General features: G+C 68.8%; 16 protein-coding genes. 13 read left to right on the forward strand and 3 right to left on the reverse strand.

Annotation, left to right across the window (positions count from 1 at the left end):
* Window positions 1-65 precede the first annotated feature (65 nt).
* From AACL56_RS30860 to AACL56_RS30910, 11 genes are all read left to right on the forward strand, one after another.
* A complete protein-coding gene (locus AACL56_RS30860; RefSeq protein ID WP_339093951.1) occupies window positions 66-932 on the forward strand; it encodes a CheR family methyltransferase in 867 nt (288 codons plus the stop codon).
* Window positions 929-1,612, forward strand: a complete 684-nt coding sequence (cheD, locus tag AACL56_RS30865; RefSeq protein ID WP_339093953.1) for a chemoreceptor glutamine deamidase CheD — start codon at window positions 929-931, stop codon at window positions 1,610-1,612. Before AACL56_RS30860 ends, cheD begins: the two co-directional genes overlap by 4 nt.
* Complete coding sequence (locus tag AACL56_RS30870) at window positions 1,609-2,694, forward strand: protein-glutamate methylesterase/protein-glutamine glutaminase (RefSeq protein ID WP_339093955.1); 1,086 nt, start codon at window positions 1,609-1,611, stop codon at window positions 2,692-2,694. Before cheD ends, AACL56_RS30870 begins: the two co-directional genes overlap by 4 nt.
* Before the next feature lie 31 nt (window positions 2,695-2,725).
* Entirely contained in the window at window positions 2,726-3,121 is a 396-nt protein-coding gene (gene cheY, locus AACL56_RS30875) for a chemotaxis response regulator CheY (protein ID WP_172839779.1), read from the forward strand.
* A gap of 1 nt (window position 3,122) precedes the next feature.
* Complete coding sequence (gene cheZ / locus AACL56_RS30880; RefSeq protein WP_339093957.1) at window positions 3,123-3,767, forward strand: protein phosphatase CheZ; 645 nt, start codon at window positions 3,123-3,125, stop codon at window positions 3,765-3,767.
* Between the two features lie 154 nt (window positions 3,768-3,921).
* Window positions 3,922-5,079 (forward strand): flagellar biosynthesis protein FlhB, encoded by a 1,158-nt coding sequence (gene flhB, locus AACL56_RS30885; RefSeq protein ID WP_339093959.1) that lies wholly within the window; start codon window positions 3,922-3,924, stop codon window positions 5,077-5,079.
* Window positions 5,076-7,178: a flagellar biosynthesis protein FlhA gene (flhA, locus tag AACL56_RS30890; protein ID WP_339093962.1), complete on the forward strand. Its 2,103-nt coding sequence runs from the start codon at window positions 5,076-5,078 to the stop codon at window positions 7,176-7,178. The genes flhB and flhA overlap by 4 nt, the downstream gene beginning before the upstream one ends.
* Window positions 7,175-9,781 carry a flagellar biosynthesis protein FlhF gene (gene flhF / locus AACL56_RS30895; RefSeq protein ID WP_339093964.1) on the forward strand — a complete coding sequence of 869 codons (2,607 nt, stop codon included), beginning with the start codon at window positions 7,175-7,177 and terminating at the stop codon, window positions 9,779-9,781. Before flhA ends, flhF begins: the two co-directional genes overlap by 4 nt.
* 10 nt (window positions 9,782-9,791) lie before the next feature.
* A complete protein-coding gene (locus AACL56_RS30900) occupies window positions 9,792-10,583 on the forward strand; it encodes a flagellar biosynthesis protein FlhG (RefSeq protein ID WP_339093966.1) in 792 nt (263 codons plus the stop codon).
* A gap of 36 nt (window positions 10,584-10,619) precedes the next feature.
* Complete coding sequence (locus AACL56_RS30905; protein WP_339093968.1) at window positions 10,620-11,354, forward strand: RNA polymerase sigma factor FliA; 735 nt, start codon at window positions 10,620-10,622, stop codon at window positions 11,352-11,354.
* Between the two features lie 133 nt (window positions 11,355-11,487).
* Complete coding sequence (locus AACL56_RS30910; RefSeq protein ID WP_339093970.1) at window positions 11,488-13,476, forward strand: glycoside hydrolase family 15 protein; 1,989 nt, start codon at window positions 11,488-11,490, stop codon at window positions 13,474-13,476.
* Between the two features lie 30 nt (window positions 13,477-13,506).
* On the opposite strand, the gene AACL56_RS30915 is transcribed toward AACL56_RS30910, so the two are convergent.
* Window positions 13,507-14,268 carry an SDR family oxidoreductase gene (locus tag AACL56_RS30915; protein ID WP_339093972.1) on the reverse strand — a complete coding sequence of 254 codons (762 nt, stop codon included), beginning with the start codon at window positions 14,266-14,268 and terminating at the stop codon, window positions 13,507-13,509.
* A 181-nt stretch (window positions 14,269-14,449) separates the two neighbouring features.
* Between AACL56_RS30915 and AACL56_RS30920 the strand changes: the two genes are divergently transcribed.
* Together AACL56_RS30920 and AACL56_RS30925 are read left to right on the forward strand one after the other, a co-directional pair.
* A complete protein-coding gene (locus AACL56_RS30920) occupies window positions 14,450-15,403 on the forward strand; it encodes a 2-hydroxyacid dehydrogenase (protein ID WP_339093974.1) in 954 nt (317 codons plus the stop codon).
* A gap of 22 nt (window positions 15,404-15,425) precedes the next feature.
* Window positions 15,426-16,499, forward strand: a complete 1,074-nt coding sequence (locus AACL56_RS30925) for an L-idonate 5-dehydrogenase (protein WP_339093976.1) — start codon at window positions 15,426-15,428, stop codon at window positions 16,497-16,499.
* Window positions 16,500-16,708: 209 nt separating this feature from the next.
* On the opposite strand, the gene AACL56_RS30930 is transcribed toward AACL56_RS30925, so the two are convergent.
* Window positions 16,709-17,464: an alpha/beta hydrolase gene (locus tag AACL56_RS30930; protein ID WP_339093978.1), complete on the reverse strand. Its 756-nt coding sequence runs from the start codon at window positions 17,462-17,464 to the stop codon at window positions 16,709-16,711.
* A 148-nt stretch (window positions 17,465-17,612) separates the two neighbouring features.
* Complete coding sequence (locus AACL56_RS30935) at window positions 17,613-18,656, reverse strand: HlyD family secretion protein (RefSeq protein ID WP_339093980.1); 1,044 nt, start codon at window positions 18,654-18,656, stop codon at window positions 17,613-17,615.
* Window positions 18,657-18,661 lie beyond the last annotated feature (5 nt).

The raw sequence follows: 18,661 nt of genomic DNA on the forward strand, positions 1-18,661 counted from the left end.
GCGACCGGACATGGAAGTGCCGTGCATTTGCGCGTCTGATCGGCCCATTGGAAACAACGGTCGCTATGTACATTGAAAGCCCCGCCTACAGGCCCGCCGTGACCACCGAGTTCCTCTTTACCGACAGCGATTTCTCCCGGGTGCGCACACTCATCCATCGCCGCGCTGGCATCGCCCTGGGCGAACAGAAGCGGCAGATGGTCTACAGCCGGCTTTCGCGCCGCCTGCGCGAGTTGCAGCTCCCCGAGTTCTCCACCTACCTCGACTGGCTCGAACAGCGCCAGGACGGGGACGAATGGCAGTTGTTCATCAACTCGCTCACCACCAACCTCACGTCGTTCTTCCGCGAGGCGCATCACTTCCCGACGCTGGCCGACCACGTGCGCAAAGCAGGCCAGCCGGTCACCGTGTGGTGCGCAGCGGCATCGACGGGCGAGGAGCCGTATTCCATCGCCATCACGCTGATGGAGGCGCTGGGCGACAAGGCCGCGTCCTCGCGCGTGATCGCCACCGACATCGACACCGCGGTGCTGGCCAAGGCATCGTCGGGCGTGTTCACGACCGAGCAGGTGCGCCGGCTCGCACCCGAGCGGCTGCGCCGCTTCTTCAACAAGGGCACAGGCGCCAATGCGGGCAAGGTGCGCATCCGCCCGGAAGTGGCTGCGCTCGTGAAGTTCTCGCGGCTCAACCTGCTCGACAGTTCGTGGGCGGTGAAGGAGCCGGTCGATGCGATCTTCTGCCGCAACGTGATGATCTACTTCGACAAGCCGACGCAGAAGAAGGTGCTCGACCGCTTCGCGCCGCTGCTCAAGCCGAACGGCCTGCTGTTCGCGGGCCATTCGGAGAATGCTTCGCTGGTCAACCAGGCGTTCCGCCCGCTGGGCCAGACCGTCTACGAAGTCGCGCGCGGGCGCACGTCGGGCGTGCCATGAACGCCACGCGCGCGGCCGCACCGGGCTCGGTGGCGAGCCACCACTATTTCGACCGCGACGTCGGGCGCATGGCTGTCAAGCTGCTGCCCTCCGAGTACTACGTGACCGCGAGCGACACCGTGCTGAGCACGGTGCTCGGATCGTGCGTGGCCGCCTGCCTGCACGACGTGGAGGCCGGCGTGGCCGGCATGAACCACTTCATGCTGCCCGACGACGGCGACGCCGGCGCCTCGGGCATGCGCGACGCCGCCGAGTCGATGCGCTACGGCGCCTACGCGATGGACGTGCTGATCCGCGAACTGGTGCGTGCGGGTGCGCGGCGCGACCGGCTGCAGGCCAAGGTGTTCGGCGGCGGCGCGGTGCTGGCCAACATGACCACGCTCAACATCGGCGACCGCAACGCCGACTTCGTGCTGCGCTACCTGCGCAAGGAGGGCATCGAGATCGCGGCGCAGGACCTGCGCGGAAAGCATGCGCGCCGCGTGTGCTTCCTGCCGTCGACCGGCAAGGCGATCGTGCGCAAGCTGCGCGCGCAGACGGAAGTCCAGCAGGTCCAGCACGAGGAAGGCGAGCTGCTGCGCAGCCTGTCCGGCCTGCGCGCGGTGCCGGACTCGGAAAGAACGGGCAGCGTCCCGGCCACCCGCGCGGCGCCGGTGGCAGCAATCAAAGGAAACCGGTGAGCGTCAAGAAAATCAAGGTGCTGTGTGTCGACGATTCGGCACTGATCCGCAGCGTGATGACCGAAATCATCAACAGCCAGAGCGACATGACCGTGGTGGGCACCGCGGCCGACCCGCTCGTGGCGCGCGACCTCATCAAGGTCACCAACCCCGACGTGCTGACGCTCGACGTGGAAATGCCGCGCATGGACGGGCTCGAGTTCCTCGAGAAGCTCATGCGCCTGCGGCCCATGCCGGTGGTGATGGTGTCGTCGCTGACCGAGCGCGGCTCCGAGATCGCGCTGCGCGCGCTCGAGCTGGGCGCCATCGACTTCGTGACCAAGCCGCGCCTGGGCGTGCGCGACGGCCTGCTCAACTACACCGAGCTCATCGCCGGCAAGATCCGCACCGCCGCCAGCGCGCGGATCCAGCCGGGCAAGCATGCCGCGGCCGCGCGCCCCGGCGGCGACGCGCCGCAGGAGTCGCTGCTGCGCAGCCCGCTGCTGAGCACCGAGAAGCTGATCATCATCGGTGCCTCCACCGGCGGCACCGAAGCCATCCGCGAAGTGCTGCAGCCGCTGCCGCCCGATTCGCCCGCGGTGATGATCGCGCAGCACATGCCCGCCGGGTTCACCCGCTCGTTCGCGCAACGCCTGGACGGCCTGTGCCGCATCAACGTCAAGGAGGCCGAGCACGGCGAGCGCGTGCTGCCGGGCTACGCCTACATCGCGCCGGGGGGCTACCACCTGTCGCTGGGCCGCAGCGGCGCCAACTACGTGGCGCACCTCGACCAGGAGCCGCCCGTCAACCGCCACCGCCCGTCGATCGACGTGCTGTTCGATTCCGCCGCCAAGCATGCGGGCAAGAACGCCATCGGGATCATCCTGACCGGCATGGGCAAGGACGGTGCCGAGGGCCTGCTGCGCATGAAGCGCGCCGGTGCCCACACGCTGGCGCAGGACGAGGCCAGCTGCGTGGTGTTCGGCATGCCGCGCGAGGCCATCGCGCTGGGCGCGGTGGACGACGTGTCCCCATTGAGTGAAGTGAGTCGCCGGGTCCTGGCGCATCTTCGTACGTTCGGCGAACGTACGAACCGAGTTTGAAAAACGACATGTTGGAGTTGGAAATATCGTGATCGACAAGAGCATCAAAATCCTGGTTGTGGACGACTTCCCGACCATGCGCCGCATCGTGCGCAATCTGCTGAAGGAGCTGGAGTTCCTCAACGTCGACGAAGCCGAGGACGGCGCGGCGGGCATCGAGAAGCTGCGCGGCGGCAACTTCGGCTTCGTGGTGTCCGACTGGAACATGCCGAACATGGACGGCCTGACGATGCTGCAGACCATCCGCGCCGATCCCGAGCTCAAGAAGCTCCCGGTGCTCATGGTCACGGCCGAGGCCAAGAAGGAGAACATCGTGGCAGCCGCGCAGGCGGGCGCCAACGGCTACGTGGTGAAGCCCTTCACCGCCGCCACGCTGGAAGAAAAGATCACCAAGATCTTCGAGAAGCTGGCCAAGGAGGCTGCGTGACATGAGCCATGACGCCCTGGGGACCGCGGACCCCTCCAGCAATACCGCGGAAGAACTCCTGGGCCGCATCGGCCAGCTCACGCGCCAGCTGCGCGAAGGCCTGCGCGAGCTCGGCCTGGACAAGCAGGTCGCCAAGGCCGCGCAGGCCATTCCGGATGCGCGCGACCGCCTGAGCTACGTGGCCGAGACGACCGAGCGCGCGGCGCACCGCGCCCTCAACGCCATCGACGTGGCCCAGCCGCTGCAGGAAGCGCTGGCCGCGGACGCCAAGGGCCTGAGCCAGCGCTGGGACAAGTGGTTCGAGAACCCGATCGAGCTGGAGCATGCGCGCGAGCTGGTGCTCGACACGCGCGGCTACCTCAACGACGTGCCGCAGCGCGCCAGCGCGATCAATTCGCAGCTGATGGAAATCCTCATGGCCCAGGACTTCCAGGACCTGACAGGCCAGGTCATCAAGAAGATGATGGAAGTGGTCAACGACGTCGAGACGCAGCTGCTGCAGGTGCTGATCGACAACTCGCCCCCCGAGAAGCGCACCGAGGCCGCGCAGAGCCTGCAGAACGGCCCGCAGATCAAGCCCGGCAATCCCGATGCCGTGACCGACCAGGCGCAGGTCGACGACCTGCTGGAAAGCCTCGGCTTCTGAGGCCGCGCAGCGCCCGGCCCGCCTCGGCCGGCGCGCGCTGATTGTGCGAAGAACAGGGCGATAAGGGCCCTGATCGACAGATTGTTCCGGACGACTGAATTCAATAATTTGGTCATGTGCAAGGCGTCGTCGCCACTGCCGGTTCGGAGCATGAATGTCTGAGGAAAGCGATCTCGAGAAAACGGAACCCGCCTCCGAGCGGCGCCTGGAAAAGGCGCGCGAGGAAGGAAACGTCGCCCGTTCGCGCGAACTCACCACGTTCGTGATGCTGGGCACCGCCAGCGCGGGCCTGTGGTTTGCCGGCGACTCGCTCAGCAGGACCCTGGACGGCGCGCTGCGCCGCTCCCTGCATTTCGAGCGCGCCAGCGCCTTCGATCCCTCCCACATGCTCTCGCAGACGGCGCTCATGGCGCTGCAGGCGCTCATGGCCATCGGTCCCTGGTTCGGCATGATGGTGGTGGCCGCCGTGGTCGCGCCGCTGATGCTCGGCGGCTGGATGTTCTCCGGCAAGGCCGTCGCGTTCAACGCCGGCAAGCTCAACCCGCTGGCCGGCATCGGCCGCATGTTCTCCTCGCAGTCGCTGGCCGAGCTGGTCAAGGCGCTGGCCAAGTCGGCGCTGATCGGCGGCGTGGCCTGGTGGGTGGTGTCGCGCGACATCGAGGCCCTCATGGCGCTGATGGCGCAGCCCGCGCGCTACGCGCTGCCGCATGCCGTGGTGCTGGTGGCCAAGCATTGCGCGCTGATCGCGGCCACGCTGTTCCTGGTGGCGCTGATCGACGTGCCGTTCCAGCTCTGGAGCTACTACCGCAAGCTGCGCATGTCGCGCGAGGACCTGCGCCAGGAGCACAAGGAAAGCGAAGGCGACCCGCACATCAAGGCGCAGATCCGCCGCCAGCAGCAGGCCATGGCGCGCCGCCGGATGATGACCGAGGTGCCCAAGGCCGACATCGTGCTGACCAACCCGACGCACTTCGCCGTGGCGCTGAAGTACCTCGACAGCGACATGCGCGCGCCGCGCGTGGTCGCCAAGGGCACCGAGCTGGTGGCAGCCCGCATCCGCGAGCTGGCCAGGGAACACAACATTCCCATCCTGGAAGCGCCGCCGCTGGCTCGCTCGCTCTACAAGCACACCAAGCTGGGTGCGGAGATTCCCGCCGGCCTGTACACGGCCGTGGCCGAGGTGCTGGCCTGGGTGTACCAGCTCAAGCGCTGGAAGAGCGATGGCGGCGACGAGCCGCGCACGCCCACCGACCTGCAGGTTCCCGCAGATCTTCAATATTCCGAGGCGGCTGACGCCGTGCAAGCCGCATGAACGCGATGACCAATTTCCTGCGGCTGCCGCCGAACATGTTCGCCGGCGGCTCGCAGTTCAAGGGGCTGGCCGGGCCGGTGCTCATCATCCTCATCCTGAGCATGATGGTGCTGCCGCTGCCGCCCTTCCTGCTCGACCTGCTGTTCACCTTCAACATCGCGGTGTCGGTGATGGTGCTGCTCGTGAGCATGTACACCATGAAGGCGCTCGACTTCGCGGCCTTCCCTGCGGTGCTGCTGTTCTCCACGCTGCTGCGCCTGTCGCTGAACGTGGCCTCCACCCGCGTGGTGCTCATGAACGGCCACACCGGCCCGGAGGCCGCCGGCAAGGTGATCGAGGCCTTCGGCCACTTCCTGGTGGGCGGCAACTTCGCGGTGGGCGTGATGGTCTTCATCATTCTCGTGCTGATCAACTTCATGGTGATCACCAAGGGCGCGGGGCGCATCGCCGAGGTGGGGGCGCGCTTCATGCTCGACGCCATGCCCGGCAAGCAGATGGCCATCGACGCCGACCTGAACGCCGGCCTGATCGGCGAAGAGGTGGCCCGCAAGCGCCGTACCGAAGTGGCGCAGGAAGCCGACTTCTACGGCTCGATGGACGGTGCCAGCAAGTTCGTGCGCGGCGACGCCATCGCAGGCCTGCTGATCATGGTGATCAACATCATCGGCGGGCTGGTGGTGGGCATGCTGCAGCACGGCCTCGACTTCTCGACCGCCGGCAAGACCTACACCCTGCTTGCCATCGGCGACGGTCTGGTGGCGCAGATCCCGGCGCTGGTGATCTCCACCGCGGCCGGCGTGATCGTCTCGCGCGTGACCACCGACGAGGACGTCGGCAGCCAGCTCACGGGCCAGCTTTTTTCCAACCCGCAGGTGCTGTTCCTCACGGCCGGCATCGTCGGCCTGCTGGGCATGATCCCGGGCATGCCGAACCTGGCGTTCCTGCTGATCGCGGGCGGCCTGGTGTGGCTGGGCCGCCGCCTGCTCATGAACAAGCCCAAGGCGGCCGCGCAGCAGGCCGCCGCCGCGGCGCAGGCCGCGAGCGCCGCGCCCTCGGCCGAGATGGCCGAAGCCACCTGGGACGACGTGGCCATGGTCGACCCGCTGGGCATGCAGGTGGGCTACCGGCTGATCCCGCTGGTCGACCAGTCGCAGCAGGGCGAGTTGCTGGGCCGCATCAAGAGCATCCGCAAGAAGATCGCGCAGGAAGTCGGCTTCCTGGTGCCGGTGGTGCACATCCGCGACAACCTCGAGATCAACCCGAACACCTACATCATCAGCCTGAAGGATGTAGAGATCGGCCGCGGCGAGGCCTACCCGAACCAGTGGATGGCCATCAACCCCGGACAGGTGACCGGCTCGCTGCCCGGCACGCCCACGCGCGACCCGGCATTCGGCCTGGCGGCGGTGTGGATCGACGGCAGCCTGCGCCAGCAGGCGCAGGTCTACGGCTACACGGTGGTCGATGCCTGCACGGTCATGGCCACGCACCTGAACCACCTGATCCAGACGCATGCCGCCGAGCTGCTCGGCCGCCAGGAAGTGCAGCAGCTGCTCGACCAGATCGCCAAGACCGCGCCCAAGCTCACCGAGGACCTCGTGCCGAAGGTGCTGTCGCTCAGCACGCTGCACAAGGTGCTGCAGAACCTGCTCGACGAGGAAGTGCCGATCCGCGACATGCGCACCATCCTCGACGTCATGGCCGAGCACGCGCCGAGCATCAAGGACCCGACCGAGCTCACCACGCTCACCCGCCTGGCGCTGGGCCGCGCGATCACGCAGCAGCTGTTCCCGGGCGAGAGCGAGATGCAGGTCATCGGCCTGGACGGCTCGCTCGACGGCGTGCTGCAGCAGGCGCTCACCAGCAGCAGCGGCATCGAGCCCGGCATTGCCGACAACCTGCTGCGCCAGGCGCAGGCCGCGATCGTGCGCCAGGAGCAGCTCGGCCTCGCACCGGTGCTGGTCGTGCAGCACTCGCTGCGCGTGCTGCTCTCACGTTTCCTGCGGCGCAGCCTGCCGCAGCTGAAGGTTCTTTCGCATGCGGAGATCCCTGATTCCCGCACCATCAAGATCACCGCCGCCATTGGAGGACGCACTTGACTTCCCAACACACCGACGTGCGAACCACCGCACGCAAATTCGTCGCGGCCAGCAGCCGCGAAGCCCTGCGACTGGTGAGGGAGGCGCTCGGCGCCGACGCCATCGTGCTCAGCCATCGCGTGCTTCCCGAGGGCGTCGAGATCGTCGCCATGGTCGAGGGCGAGATGCAGGACGTGGTCGGCACGGCCGCGCCCGTGGTGCCCGTTGCACCTGCCGTATCTGCAGCACCTGCGGTGCGCGTGGCGCCCGCGGCCCCGGCCGTTGCCGCCGCGCCGGTCGTGGCCACGGCTCCCATGGTGTCGATGGCACCGGTGGCCCCTGCAGTTCCCGTGGCACCCGCGATGCCGGCGATGCCCGTGGCGCCCATCGCCCGCCCGGTGCCGCTGTCCCCCGTGGTGCAGACCGCGCACTCGGTGTATTCCGCCACCGCGACGCCTGCAATGCAAGGTGCGCCGGCGGACACCGTGCTCAACGAACTGCACTCCATGCGCGGCATGATCGAGGAGCAACTTGCCAGCGTGGTGTGGAACGACAAGCAGCGCCGCGACCCGGTGCGCGGCCGCCTGCTGCGCACGCTGCTCGGCGCGGGCTTCAGCGCACGCCTGTCGAAGGCGATGCTCGAGAAGCTGCCCACCGGCCAGACCTACGCCGAAGGCATGGCCTACGTGCGCTCGGAGCTGATCCGCGCCGTGCCGGTGCATGAAGACGAGGACGCATTGTTCGCCCAGGGCGGCGTCTATGCACTGATGGGTCCGACCGGCGTCGGCAAGACCACCACCACGGCCAAGCTCGCCGCGCGCTGCGTGATGCGCTTCGGCGCGGACAAGCTCGCACTGGTCACCACCGACAGCTACCGGATCGGTGCCTACGAGCAGCTGCGCATCTACGGCCAGATCCTCAACGTGCCGGTCTACGCCGTGAAGGACGCGGCCGACCTGCACCTGGTGCTGCAGGACCTGCGCGACAAGCACATGGTGCTGATCGACACCGTCGGCATGAGCCAGCGCGACCGCGCCGTGCCCGAGCAGATCGCCATGCTGGGCCAGAGCCCGCGCCCGGTGAAGCGCCTGCTGCTGCTCAACGCCACCAGCCACGGCGACACGCTCAACGAGGTGGTGCACGCCTACCGCCACGGCAACGACCTGACCGGCTGCATCTTCACCAAGGTGGACGAATCGACGCACCCGGGCGCGCTGATCGACACCGTCATCCGCCATCGCCTGCCGGTGCACTACATCTCCAGCGGCCAGAAGGTACCGGAGAACCTGATGCAGGCCGACCGCGCGCAACTGGTGGACAGCGTGTTCCAGCCGCGCCAGCACAACCCGCTGTTCGTGCCCGCCGAGAGCGACCTGCAGGAAGAGCCCGCAGGCGCCGCACCGTCGGCGCAGGTGGTGCAGGCGCAGGGCGAGGCCGACCGGCTGCGCCTGAAGTACCAGAACCTGATCCGTGCGATGGCGCACGATGCCCAGGAGCTCGCCACCACGGCCGGCGCCCTGGCCGGCGCGCAGATCGGCTTCGAGCGCGCCCGGGGCCTCTGGCGCCAGGCCGCAGATGAGGAGATCGGCCAGAAGGCCGTGCTGCAGGACCTCGCCGTGCATGCGCGCAGCGAGGTCGCCGCGGGCTGCGAGACCCATGTGCTCGCGCTGTCGGGCCAGGTCGGCCTGCGCTCCAACGAGGGCGGCGACGCCTACGAGTGCCATGGCAGCCTGCTGCTGTCGGACCGCACGGGCCTGCCGCTCGCCGCGCCGAACCAGTGGCTCGCCACTGCCGCCACGCGCGGCATGAAGGATCCTTCGCGCAAGCCGGGTGCACGCCAGGCACCTTGGCTGCGCCAGCAGGATTTCGGCGGCAAGTCGCTGGTCCACATGCTGACGCGCCTGCCGGGCATCGAGGCCATGGTGCAGTGGCAGGCCGCCGGGCAGCGCTGGCTGTCGCGCGCGCCGGGCTCCACCGCCGTGATCGACACGCGCACCGGCGCACCCGACACGCTGGCCCGCCTCGACTTCGAGTTCGGCGAGGGCCGTCCGGCCCGGTACCGCGGCAAGTCCGCGCTGCGGTGCGAGGCCCATGTCGACGTGGTGCTGCGCTTCAACAGCGCCGCCGCGGCGGCCGGTGTCGAACGCGACGCCATGCCCGCATTGCGCTGCGTGGCCACGCGCATGCTCGATGCGCGCACCGGCAACGTGCTGGCGCAGGTCTATGCGCTGTCGAACATCGGTGCGGAGGTGCCGGTTTCGCAGCTCTCGCAATGGCTGGCCTGGGCCGGCGACGCCGAGCCGTGCTTCCGCCTGCTGCGCGAAGGCGTGCAGATGGTGGGCGGCATCGGCGAACTCGGCGATCCGGTCAACATGAAGCGCCTGCTTGTGGCGGGCCAGATGACCACCACCGTGTGGCGCCTGCTGCAGGCGGACGGCGAATGGGCGGACCGCGCACGCACGCTGCTCGGCCAGCTCACCGGGCGTCCGGTGCGCAACGGCCGCGCCATGAGCGGTGGTGCGCTGTACGCGGGCGTGGGCAAGCTCTTCCTGCTGCTCGAAGCGCTCGGGACGGAATCGACCGCGCCGGTGCAGGTGCCGCGCGAGGCGGAGCAGCTGGGTTGAGGGGAATGCAATGAGCAAGCTGGTTGCCGACCAGGCGGACGGATTGCGGCGCCTGCTGGCGCCGACGCCCACGCGCGTGATTGCCGTGGCGGGAATGGGGCAGGGCGCCGGCGGCACCACCGCCGCGATGAACCTGGGCGTGGCGCTGGTACAGCAGGGCCGCCGCGTGCTGCTGCTGGACGAGCACTGCCCGAAGGAAGGCTCGGCCTGCGACGTCTGGGCCATCGATCCGCTGGGCAACCTGGCCGACGTGGCGGGGGGGCGCCTCGCGCTCGGCAGCGCCGAGGTCGAGGCACCCAGTGGCGTGCACGTGCTGCCGGCGCCGCCCGGCGTGGCGCACGAATCCACCGATCCGCGCGCGCTGTGGCACGACGGCGTGGTCATCGTCGACGCGGCCTTCGACCGCGAGGGGCGGCTGTCGCCGCTCGCGCAGTCCGCAGACGACCTGCTGCTGGTGCTGAAGCCGCATCCCGCATCGGTCACTTCCGCCTACGCGGGCATCAAGAACCTGCACTACGCGCACGGCCTGAAGCAGCTGCGCTTCCTCATCAACGGCGTGGTCGACATCGTGGCCGCGCAGCAGATCATGAACAACCTCGCCAATGCGGGAAGCCGCTATCTCGCGCTGTCGCTGCAGCCGGCCGGCATGGTGCGCTTCGACCCGCGCATCGCCGATGCGTGGCGGCTGAAGCAGACCATCGCCGAGGCCTTCCCCGCCAGCCCGGCCGCCGTGGACTTCCGGCGCATCGCCGACGACACGAGCCGCTGGCCATGGCGCACGGCCATGCCGCTGGCGGCCTGACCCGTCGAAGCGCAACAACGCAAAAAAAGGACGGCCGTGTACACCGCACAGGGAACCATCGACAAATCGCACCTGCTGGCGCAGCACCAGCCGCTGGTGCGTCGCATCGCGCTGCAGATGATGTCCAAGCTGCCTGCCAGCGTGGAGCTGGACGACCTCATCCAGGCCGGCATGCTGGGCCTGCTGGACGCCTCCAGCCGCTACCAGGACAACCGCGGCGCACAGTTCGAGACCTTCGTCAGCCAGCGCATCCGCGGCGCCATGCTCGACGAGCTGCGCGCCAGCGACTGGGGCTCGCGCGGCCTGCGGCAGCAGGCGCGCGGCGTCGAGAAAGCCATCCACGCGCTGGGCCACAAGCTCGGGCGCCAGCCCACCGAAGGCGAGATCGCCAAGGAGCTGAAGATGGACCTGGATGCCTACCAGTCGCTGCTGCAGGAGATCCAGGGCTGCCAGCTGCTGTACGTGGAGGATTTCTCCAAGGACGAGCCCGACAACCCCTTCCTCGACATGCACGCGCAGGACGCGCGGCAGGACCGCCGCGGCAGCGACGACCCGCTGGAGCAACTGCTCGAGAGCGGCTTCCGGCACCAGCTGGTGGACGCCATCTCGGCGCTGCCGGAGCGCGACCAGCTGCTGCTGAACCTCTACTACGAGGAAGAACTGAACCTGCGCGAGATCGGCGCCATCCTCGAGGTGAGCCAGTCGCGCGTGTGCCAGCTGCACAGCCAGGCGATCAGCCGGCTGCGGGCGAAGCTGAAGGACCTGCTCTAGGGAGAGGTCACACCGTTTCTGGCGTCGCGCTGGCCGGCAAAGGGGCTGGCCGCCTGCCGATCGACGTTGTCTGTCAACGACGCGCGCTCCCGGCTGGCAAACGGGCGCGAAGGGAACGGCGAGGCTCGTTCCCTTGCCAAAGCCATCCAGAAAAACTCTTCCCAGGCCTCATTCGTCGCGCCCCATCGGCGACTACGCGCTGATCGGCTCGGCCCACAGTGCGGCGCTGGTGCACCGCGAGGGCGACATCGAATGGCTGTGCCTGCCGCGCTTCGATTCGGCCGCCATGTTCGCCAGCCTGCTCGGCGACAAGCGCAACGGCCACTGGACGATGCGCGCGCGCGGCGCGAACGGACGCAAGCCGCGCATCACGCGGCGCTACCTGCCCGGCACCGTGGTGCTCGAGACCACCATCCACACGGCCAAGGGCATCGCCACCGTCACCGACTTCATGCCGCGCCCCGACATGGACGGCACGCACGAGGTGGTGCGCATCGTGAAGGGCGTGCGCGGCACGGTGGCCATGCACACCGAGTTCCGAATCCGCTTCAATTACGGCGAGTGGTGCCCGTGGATGGACCGACGCCACGGCGCGATATATGCCACGGCGGGGCCGGATGCGGTGCGCATCAGCTCTGGCGTGCCGCTGGTCAACGAGAACTTCGTGAGCTGCGCCGACTTCAGTGTGTCTGCCGGCCAGTCCATCGCTTTCAGCCTCGAATGGTTTCCGTCGCACCTGAAGCCACCCGTGACCCGCGACGCCAACGCGCTGCTGGCGCGTACCGTGGCGGAGTGGAGCGAATGGACCGACCGCTGCGGCTACCAGGGCGAGTTCCGCGAGCCGGTGATGCGCTCGCTGCTCACGCTCAAGGCGCTCACCTATGAGCCTACCGGCGGCATCGTGGCGGCGCCGAGCACCTCGCTGCCGGAGCTGCCGGGCGGCGAACGCAACTGGGACTACCGCTTCTGCTGGCTGCGCGATGCCGCCCTCACGCTGTATGCGCTGATCGGCTCCGGCTATGTGGAGGAAGCCAGCGCCTGGCGCTGGTGGCTGATGCGCGCGGTGGGCGGCTCGCCCGAGGAGCTGCAGGTGATGTACGGCCTGCATGGCGAACGCTCGCTCACCGAGCTCGAACTCGGCTGGCTGCCGGGTTACGAGGGCAGCAAGCCGGTGCGCATCGGCAACGGCGCACACGGGCAGCGCCAGCTCGATGTGTACGGCTCGGTCATTGCCGCCTTTCACGCGGCGCGGCGCGCGGGCCTGCCCGACATGGACAAGGTGTGGCCGCTGGAGCGCGCGATCGCAAGGCAGCTGGCGACGCTTTGGAAGGAGCCCGACTGCGGCCTGTGGGAGGTGCGCGGCGAGCCGCGTCACTTCGTGCATTCGAAGATCATGTGCTGGCTGGCCTTCGACCGCGTGATCGCTAGCGCGACCGAGTACGGGCTGGACGGCCCGGTCGAGCACTGGCGCGAGGTGCGCGACCGGATCCACGAGGAGGTGTGCGCGCGCGGCTTCGACGCGGCGAGCAATTCGTTCGTGCAGTACTACGGCGCCGACACGGTGGATGCGGCGCTGCTGTGGATGCCGCTGATCGGCTTCCTGCCAATCCACGACCCGCGTGTGCAAGGCACCATCGCGCGCATCGAGAAGGACCTGATCTTCAACGGGCTGGTCTACCGCTACCGCACCGAGAAGGGCGTGGACGGCCTGCAGGGCGGCGAGGGCGCATTCCTGGCATGCAGCTTCTGGCTGGCGAACGTGTACGTGGCCATGGGCAAGCTGCGCAAGGCGCGCGCACTGTTCAAGCGGCTGCTCGCGCTGGGCAACGACCTCGGCCTGTTCGCGGAGGAATACGACCCGGTGGCGCAGCGTCAGCTCGGCAACTTTCCTCAGGCGTTCTCGCACGTGGGCCTGATCAACAGCGCGCATGCGCTGGTGTCGGCCGCGGGGGGCGTGTGGGAGCTCGCGGACCTCGACGGCAAGATGCCGCCGAAGAAGAAAAGGCCGCCGCCGGTCAAGGGCGCAAAGGCTGCCAAGGCTGCCGAGGCTGGCACGGTCGCCAGGGGCAGCAAGGCCAAGGCGATCAGGAAGTCGCGGCCGAAGAAAGCGCCTCGGGCCTGAACACCGTACGGCCTTCGCCGGGCCGCGGCGTCAGAGGCTCGCGGTGATGCCGCCGTCCACATACAGGATGTGGCCGTTGACGAAGCTCGACGCGTCCGACGCCAGGAAGATGGCCGCACCGCCCAGTTCTTCCACCTCGCCCCAGCGCCCGGCGGGCGTGCGGCCCGAGAGCCAGCCCGTGAAAGCCTCGTCGGCCACCAGCGCCTGGGTGAGTTCCGTCTTGAAGTAGCCCGGGCCCAGGCCGTTCACCTGGATGCCATGCCTGCCCAGGTCGATGGCCATGCCCTTGGTGAGCATCTTCACCGCGCCCTTGGTGGCCGCGTAGGGCGCGATGCCGGGGCGTCCCAGTTCGCTCTGCACCGAGCACACGTTGATGATCTTGCCGCGCTGGCGCCCGACCATGCGTTGCGCGACGAAGCGGCCCACGAGGAACACGCTGTCGATGTTGGTGGTGGTGATCCTGTGCCACGCGTCGATCGGGAACTCGGCGAACGGGCCGCGGTGCTGCATGCCGGCGTTGTTCACCAGGATGTCGATGGCGCCGATGCCGTTCTCGATGGCGGCCACCCCGGCTTCCACCGCCGCGGCGTCGGTCACGTCGAAGGCCATCGATTCGGCTGCGATGCCCTGGGCACGCAGTGCGTCGCGCGCCGCGTCGAGGGCCACGGCGTCGCGTGCGTTCAGCACCACGCGCGCGCCCGCGTTGCCCAGTGCCACGGCCAGCGCGAAGCCGATGCCCTTGCTGGAGCCGGTGATGAGCGCGGTGCGCCCGGAAAGGTCGAACAGTTTCAAGGGAAGCTCCTGCGGCGAAATGGGAATGGCTTTTTCACGTTACCGGTATCTGGTTGGCGCGTCAACCGGTGAAACGTGCGTTGCACGCCCCGAGTGCATTGCGATAAGGTTACCGGTATCTGGTCGGGCGTCGCCGGCCGTTCCCGGGAATCCGTTCACCTCCCCCGCAGGAGACATCCGCTTGACTGCTTCCGCATCCTCCCCGCACGTGCTGATGACCGGCGCCTACCCCGAATGGGACATGGCGCCCATGCAGGCGTCGTACACGCTGCATCGCCTCTGGGAAGCGCCCGACCGGGCCGCCTTCGTCGCCGCGCATGCGGCCGACATCCGCGCCATCGCCACGAAAGGCGAGCTCGGCGCCGACGCCGCGCTGATCGCGTCCCTGCCGCGGCTGGAACTCGTCGCCTGCTACGGCGTGGGCACCGACGCCATCGACCTCGCCGCATGCCGCGCGCGCGGCATCCGCGTGAGCAACACGCCCGACGTGCTCAACGGCGACGTGGCCGACCTCGCCGTGGGCCTGACGCTCGCCTTGCAACGCAGCATCGCGGCGGGCGACCGTTTCGTGCGCAGCGGCGCATGGGCCGACGGCCCGATGCCGCTGGCAACGCGGGTGTTCGGCCAGCGCATCGGCATCGCGGGGTTCGGCCGCATCGGCAGCACCATCGCGCGCAGGCTCTCGGGTTTCGATGTGGAGATCGGCTACTTCAGCCGCACGCCGAAGGCCGGCAGCCCGAACCGCCATTTCGAAAGCCTCGCGGCCATGGCCGGCTGGTGCGACGTGCTCATCGTGATCCTGCCCGGCGGCGAGGCCACGCGCGGCATCGTCGATGCCGACGTGCTGCGCGCGCTCGGCCCGCAAGGATGGCTGGTGAACGTGTCGCGCGGCAGCACCGTCGACGAAGCCGCGCTGCTGCAGGCGCTGGCGTCGCGCAGCATCGCCGGCGCGGCGCTCGACGTGTTCCTGAACGAACCGCGCATCGACCCGCGCTTCGCCGCGCTCGACAACGTGGTGCTCACGCCGCACCATGGCAGCGGCACCGGGCAGACCCGCCGCGCCATGGGCGAGCTGGTGCGCCGCAACCTCGAGGCCCACTTCGCGGGCCGGCCGCTGGTCACTCCCGTCGTCTGAACAGAAAGCAGAAGGAACCATCATGCGTCTGCGTTGCATGTGCCTCGTGATCCACGCCCCCGACGATCTGCGGCTGGACGAACAGGATGCCGGCGAGATCGGCCCCGGCCAGGTGCTGGTGAAGGTCGGCATGGGCGGCATCTGCGGCTCCGACCTGCACTACTTCCACAACGGCGGCTTCGGCACCGTGCGCATCAAGGAACCGATGGTGCTGGGCCACGAGGTCGCCGGCACCGTGGTGGCCGTGGCGCCCGGCGTCGACAGCGTGCGCATCGGCGACAAGGTGGCGGTCAATCCGAGCCGTCCCTGCGGCGCATGCAAGTTCTGTCTCGAGGGCCTGCCCAACCAGTGCCTGGACATGCGCTTCTACGGCAGCGCCATGCGAACGCCGCACGTGCAGGGCGCGTTCCGCAACATGCTGCTGTGCGAGGCCACGCAGTGCGTGAAGGTGGCCGAGCATGTGCCGCTTCGCCTGGCCGCGCTGGCAGAGCCATTCTCGGTGGGGCTGCACGGCGTGTCGCGCGCCGGGCCGCTGCTGGGCAGGCGCGTGCTGGTGTCGGGCTGCGGCCCGATCGGCGTGCTGGCCATCGCGGCGGCGCGCGCGCACGGTGCCGCGGAGATCACCGCCACCGACGTGGTCGACGAGCCGCTCGCCGTCGCGCGTGCCATGGGGGCCGACCATGTCATCAACGCTGCGCAGGACAGGACCTGGGTGTCGCGCCATGCGGCCGACAAGGGCACCTTCGACGTGATGCTCGAGTGCTCGGGCAACGAGCGCGCGCTGCGCGACGGGCTCGAGGTGATGCGCCCGCGCGGCGTGGTGGTGCAACTGGGCCTCGGCGGCGACGTGAGCATTCCGCAGAACATGGTGGTGGCCAAGGAACTCAGCATCTGCGGCTCCTTCCGCTTCCATGCCGAATTCGCGCTCGCGGTGCGGCTCATCAACGAAGGGCGCGTCGACCTGTCGCCGGTGGTGTCGCACACCTTCCCGATGCTGCAGGCGCGGCAGGCCTTCGAACTGGCAAGCGACCGCCGCAAGGCGATGAAGGTGCTGATCGATTTCGCGGATGCGGGCGGGGCGGCCGTGACGGCCTGAACCTGCGGGGGTGAGGTGCTGCGGGTCTGTATCTTCGCAACGGATACGAACACGGTGCTTCGAACGCGGCGAGCCGCAACTTGAACCCGCAGCACCTCAAACCACAAGTTAGTTGTTGCGCTGCAGCAACCGCAGAGGTGAAACCCTCGTTCCGGAACCCGCAACCGCCCTCAGGAAGTTGCCATCTGCCAGCGGAACCTTTCCGGCGCTCATGGAAACAGCTTCGCCATCGCATCGGTGAACGAGGGAATGTCGGTGGCCACGTGCGTGGTGCCGTATGTCGTCTCCGTCAGCACGAAGCCCGGGTACGCGCGCGCCTGCAGCCGCTTGTACATCGCATCGACGTTGCCGAAGTTGCACTCCTGCGGGTTGTCGCAGCGCGTCAGCATCAGCGTTGCCGGCAGCGCCTTGCTGCCCCAGGCGTCGTGCATCTTCTGCTCGAGGTCGTTGTTCTGCGCGGTCTGCGAGTCGAACGAGCCTTCGAACGACAGGAAATACGAGAAGGTCAGGCTGCCGCTCGCGCCCTCGAGGAAGAGCGCGACGCCGGCCATGCTGCCGCTGAGGGACAGGCCGGTGAGCATGCGCTTCGCGGCGTCGGCGCGGTACTTCGACTCGATGAACGGCACCAGCTCCTGCGTGAGGAAGTCGTGGTACGCGTTGGCGCCCGGGAGCAGGTAGTCCTGCTCGCGGCGCGAGGTGCCGCCGATGCCGACCAGCACGGCCTGCGTGCCGCGCCGCTCCAGGATGTCCCTGAAATTCGCGAAGCGCGTGGCGGGCGGGTTGAAGATGGCGTCGCCGTCCATCGCGTAGTTCACGGGGTACGACGCCGAGCCGCTTCCGTAGGAGGCCGGCAGGTAGACCTGCAGCGGATACACAGCGCCCGTCTTCGCGGAAAGCCAGCAAAGTCGGCAACAGGGCCCGGCATCCGCACGCAGCCGTGCGCGCGCGAGCCGCGATGGAGCCACGAGTTCTCGCTGTGCATCGGATCGATGACGTCCCTGCCTCGCAGCGAGAGAGCCTGGACGGCCTCCTGAGCGGCCGGCGCCGCCCGCTCAAACCGGAAGCAGTTCGCTGCGTTCGCGACGCCGATGCCCACGGCGCCGGCTGCGCCGCTCACCCTCGCTGTTCCTCGACATGGATCGTCGGCGTCACGGACATGCCGACGCGCAGCCTTGCCGCAGCAGGCTGGCCCGGCTCGATGCGGATGCGTACGGGCAGGCGCTGGACGATCTTCGTGAAGTTGCCGGTGGCGTTGTGCGGCGCGACCGCGGAGTAGCTCACGCCGCTCGCAGGACCGAGGCTCTCCACCGTGCCCTTGAGCCGCTCGCCCGGCAGGGCGTCCACCTCGATGTCGACGCGGTGCCCGGCCTGTACTCGCGCCAGCTGGGTCTCGCGAAAGTTGGCCGCCACGTACACCGCATCGAGCGGGACGATGGCAAGCAGCGGCTTGCCCGCATTCACGAACGCGCCGACGCGCACCGCCTTCTGCCCGACCATGCCATCGATGGGCGCGGCGATGCGCGTATAGGACAGCTTGAGTTCGGCCGCCGCCTGCCCCGCCTGCGCCTGGGCGAGCGCGGCCTTCGCCTTCTCGATGTCCGACTTCAGGATGTCCACCTGCTGGCGCGCGGCCTGCAGGCCCGCGATGTCCTTGTCGCGCGCGGCCTGCTGGATGCTCAGTTGCGCATCGGCCTGTTGCAGTGCCTGCACGGTGCCCGAACCGTCCGCGGCCAGGTTGCGGTAGCGCACCTGGTTGGTGTGGGCCAGCGCCAGCGAAGCCTCGTCCGCCTTCACTGCGGACTGCGCCTGGCGGATCGCCGTTTCCTGCAGCACCAGCCGCGCCTGCAGGCCGGCAACGTTGGCGCGCGCGCTGTCGACCTGGGCCCTGGCCGCGCTGACCGCCACGACGAAATCGCGATCGTCGATGGTGGCGAGCAGGTCGCCCGCCTTGACGCGCTGGTTGTCCTCGACCAGCACCTTGTCGACGTTGCCCGATACCTGCGGTGCGACGGTCGTGAAGTCGGCCTGCACGTAGGCGTCGTCCGTCGACTGGGTCGACGCGCTCGAGGCGGGGCGGTTGAGGTAGATCGCGCTGCCGGCGGCGACGGCGAGCAGCAGCGCGGCGCTGGCGATCCTGGCTGTTTTCGGTAGTGCCATGGCTG

It is taken from the genome of Variovorax paradoxus (genome assembly GCF_902712855.1).
GTDB classification, from domain to species: domain Bacteria; phylum Pseudomonadota; class Gammaproteobacteria; order Burkholderiales; family Burkholderiaceae_C; genus Variovorax; species Variovorax paradoxus_Q.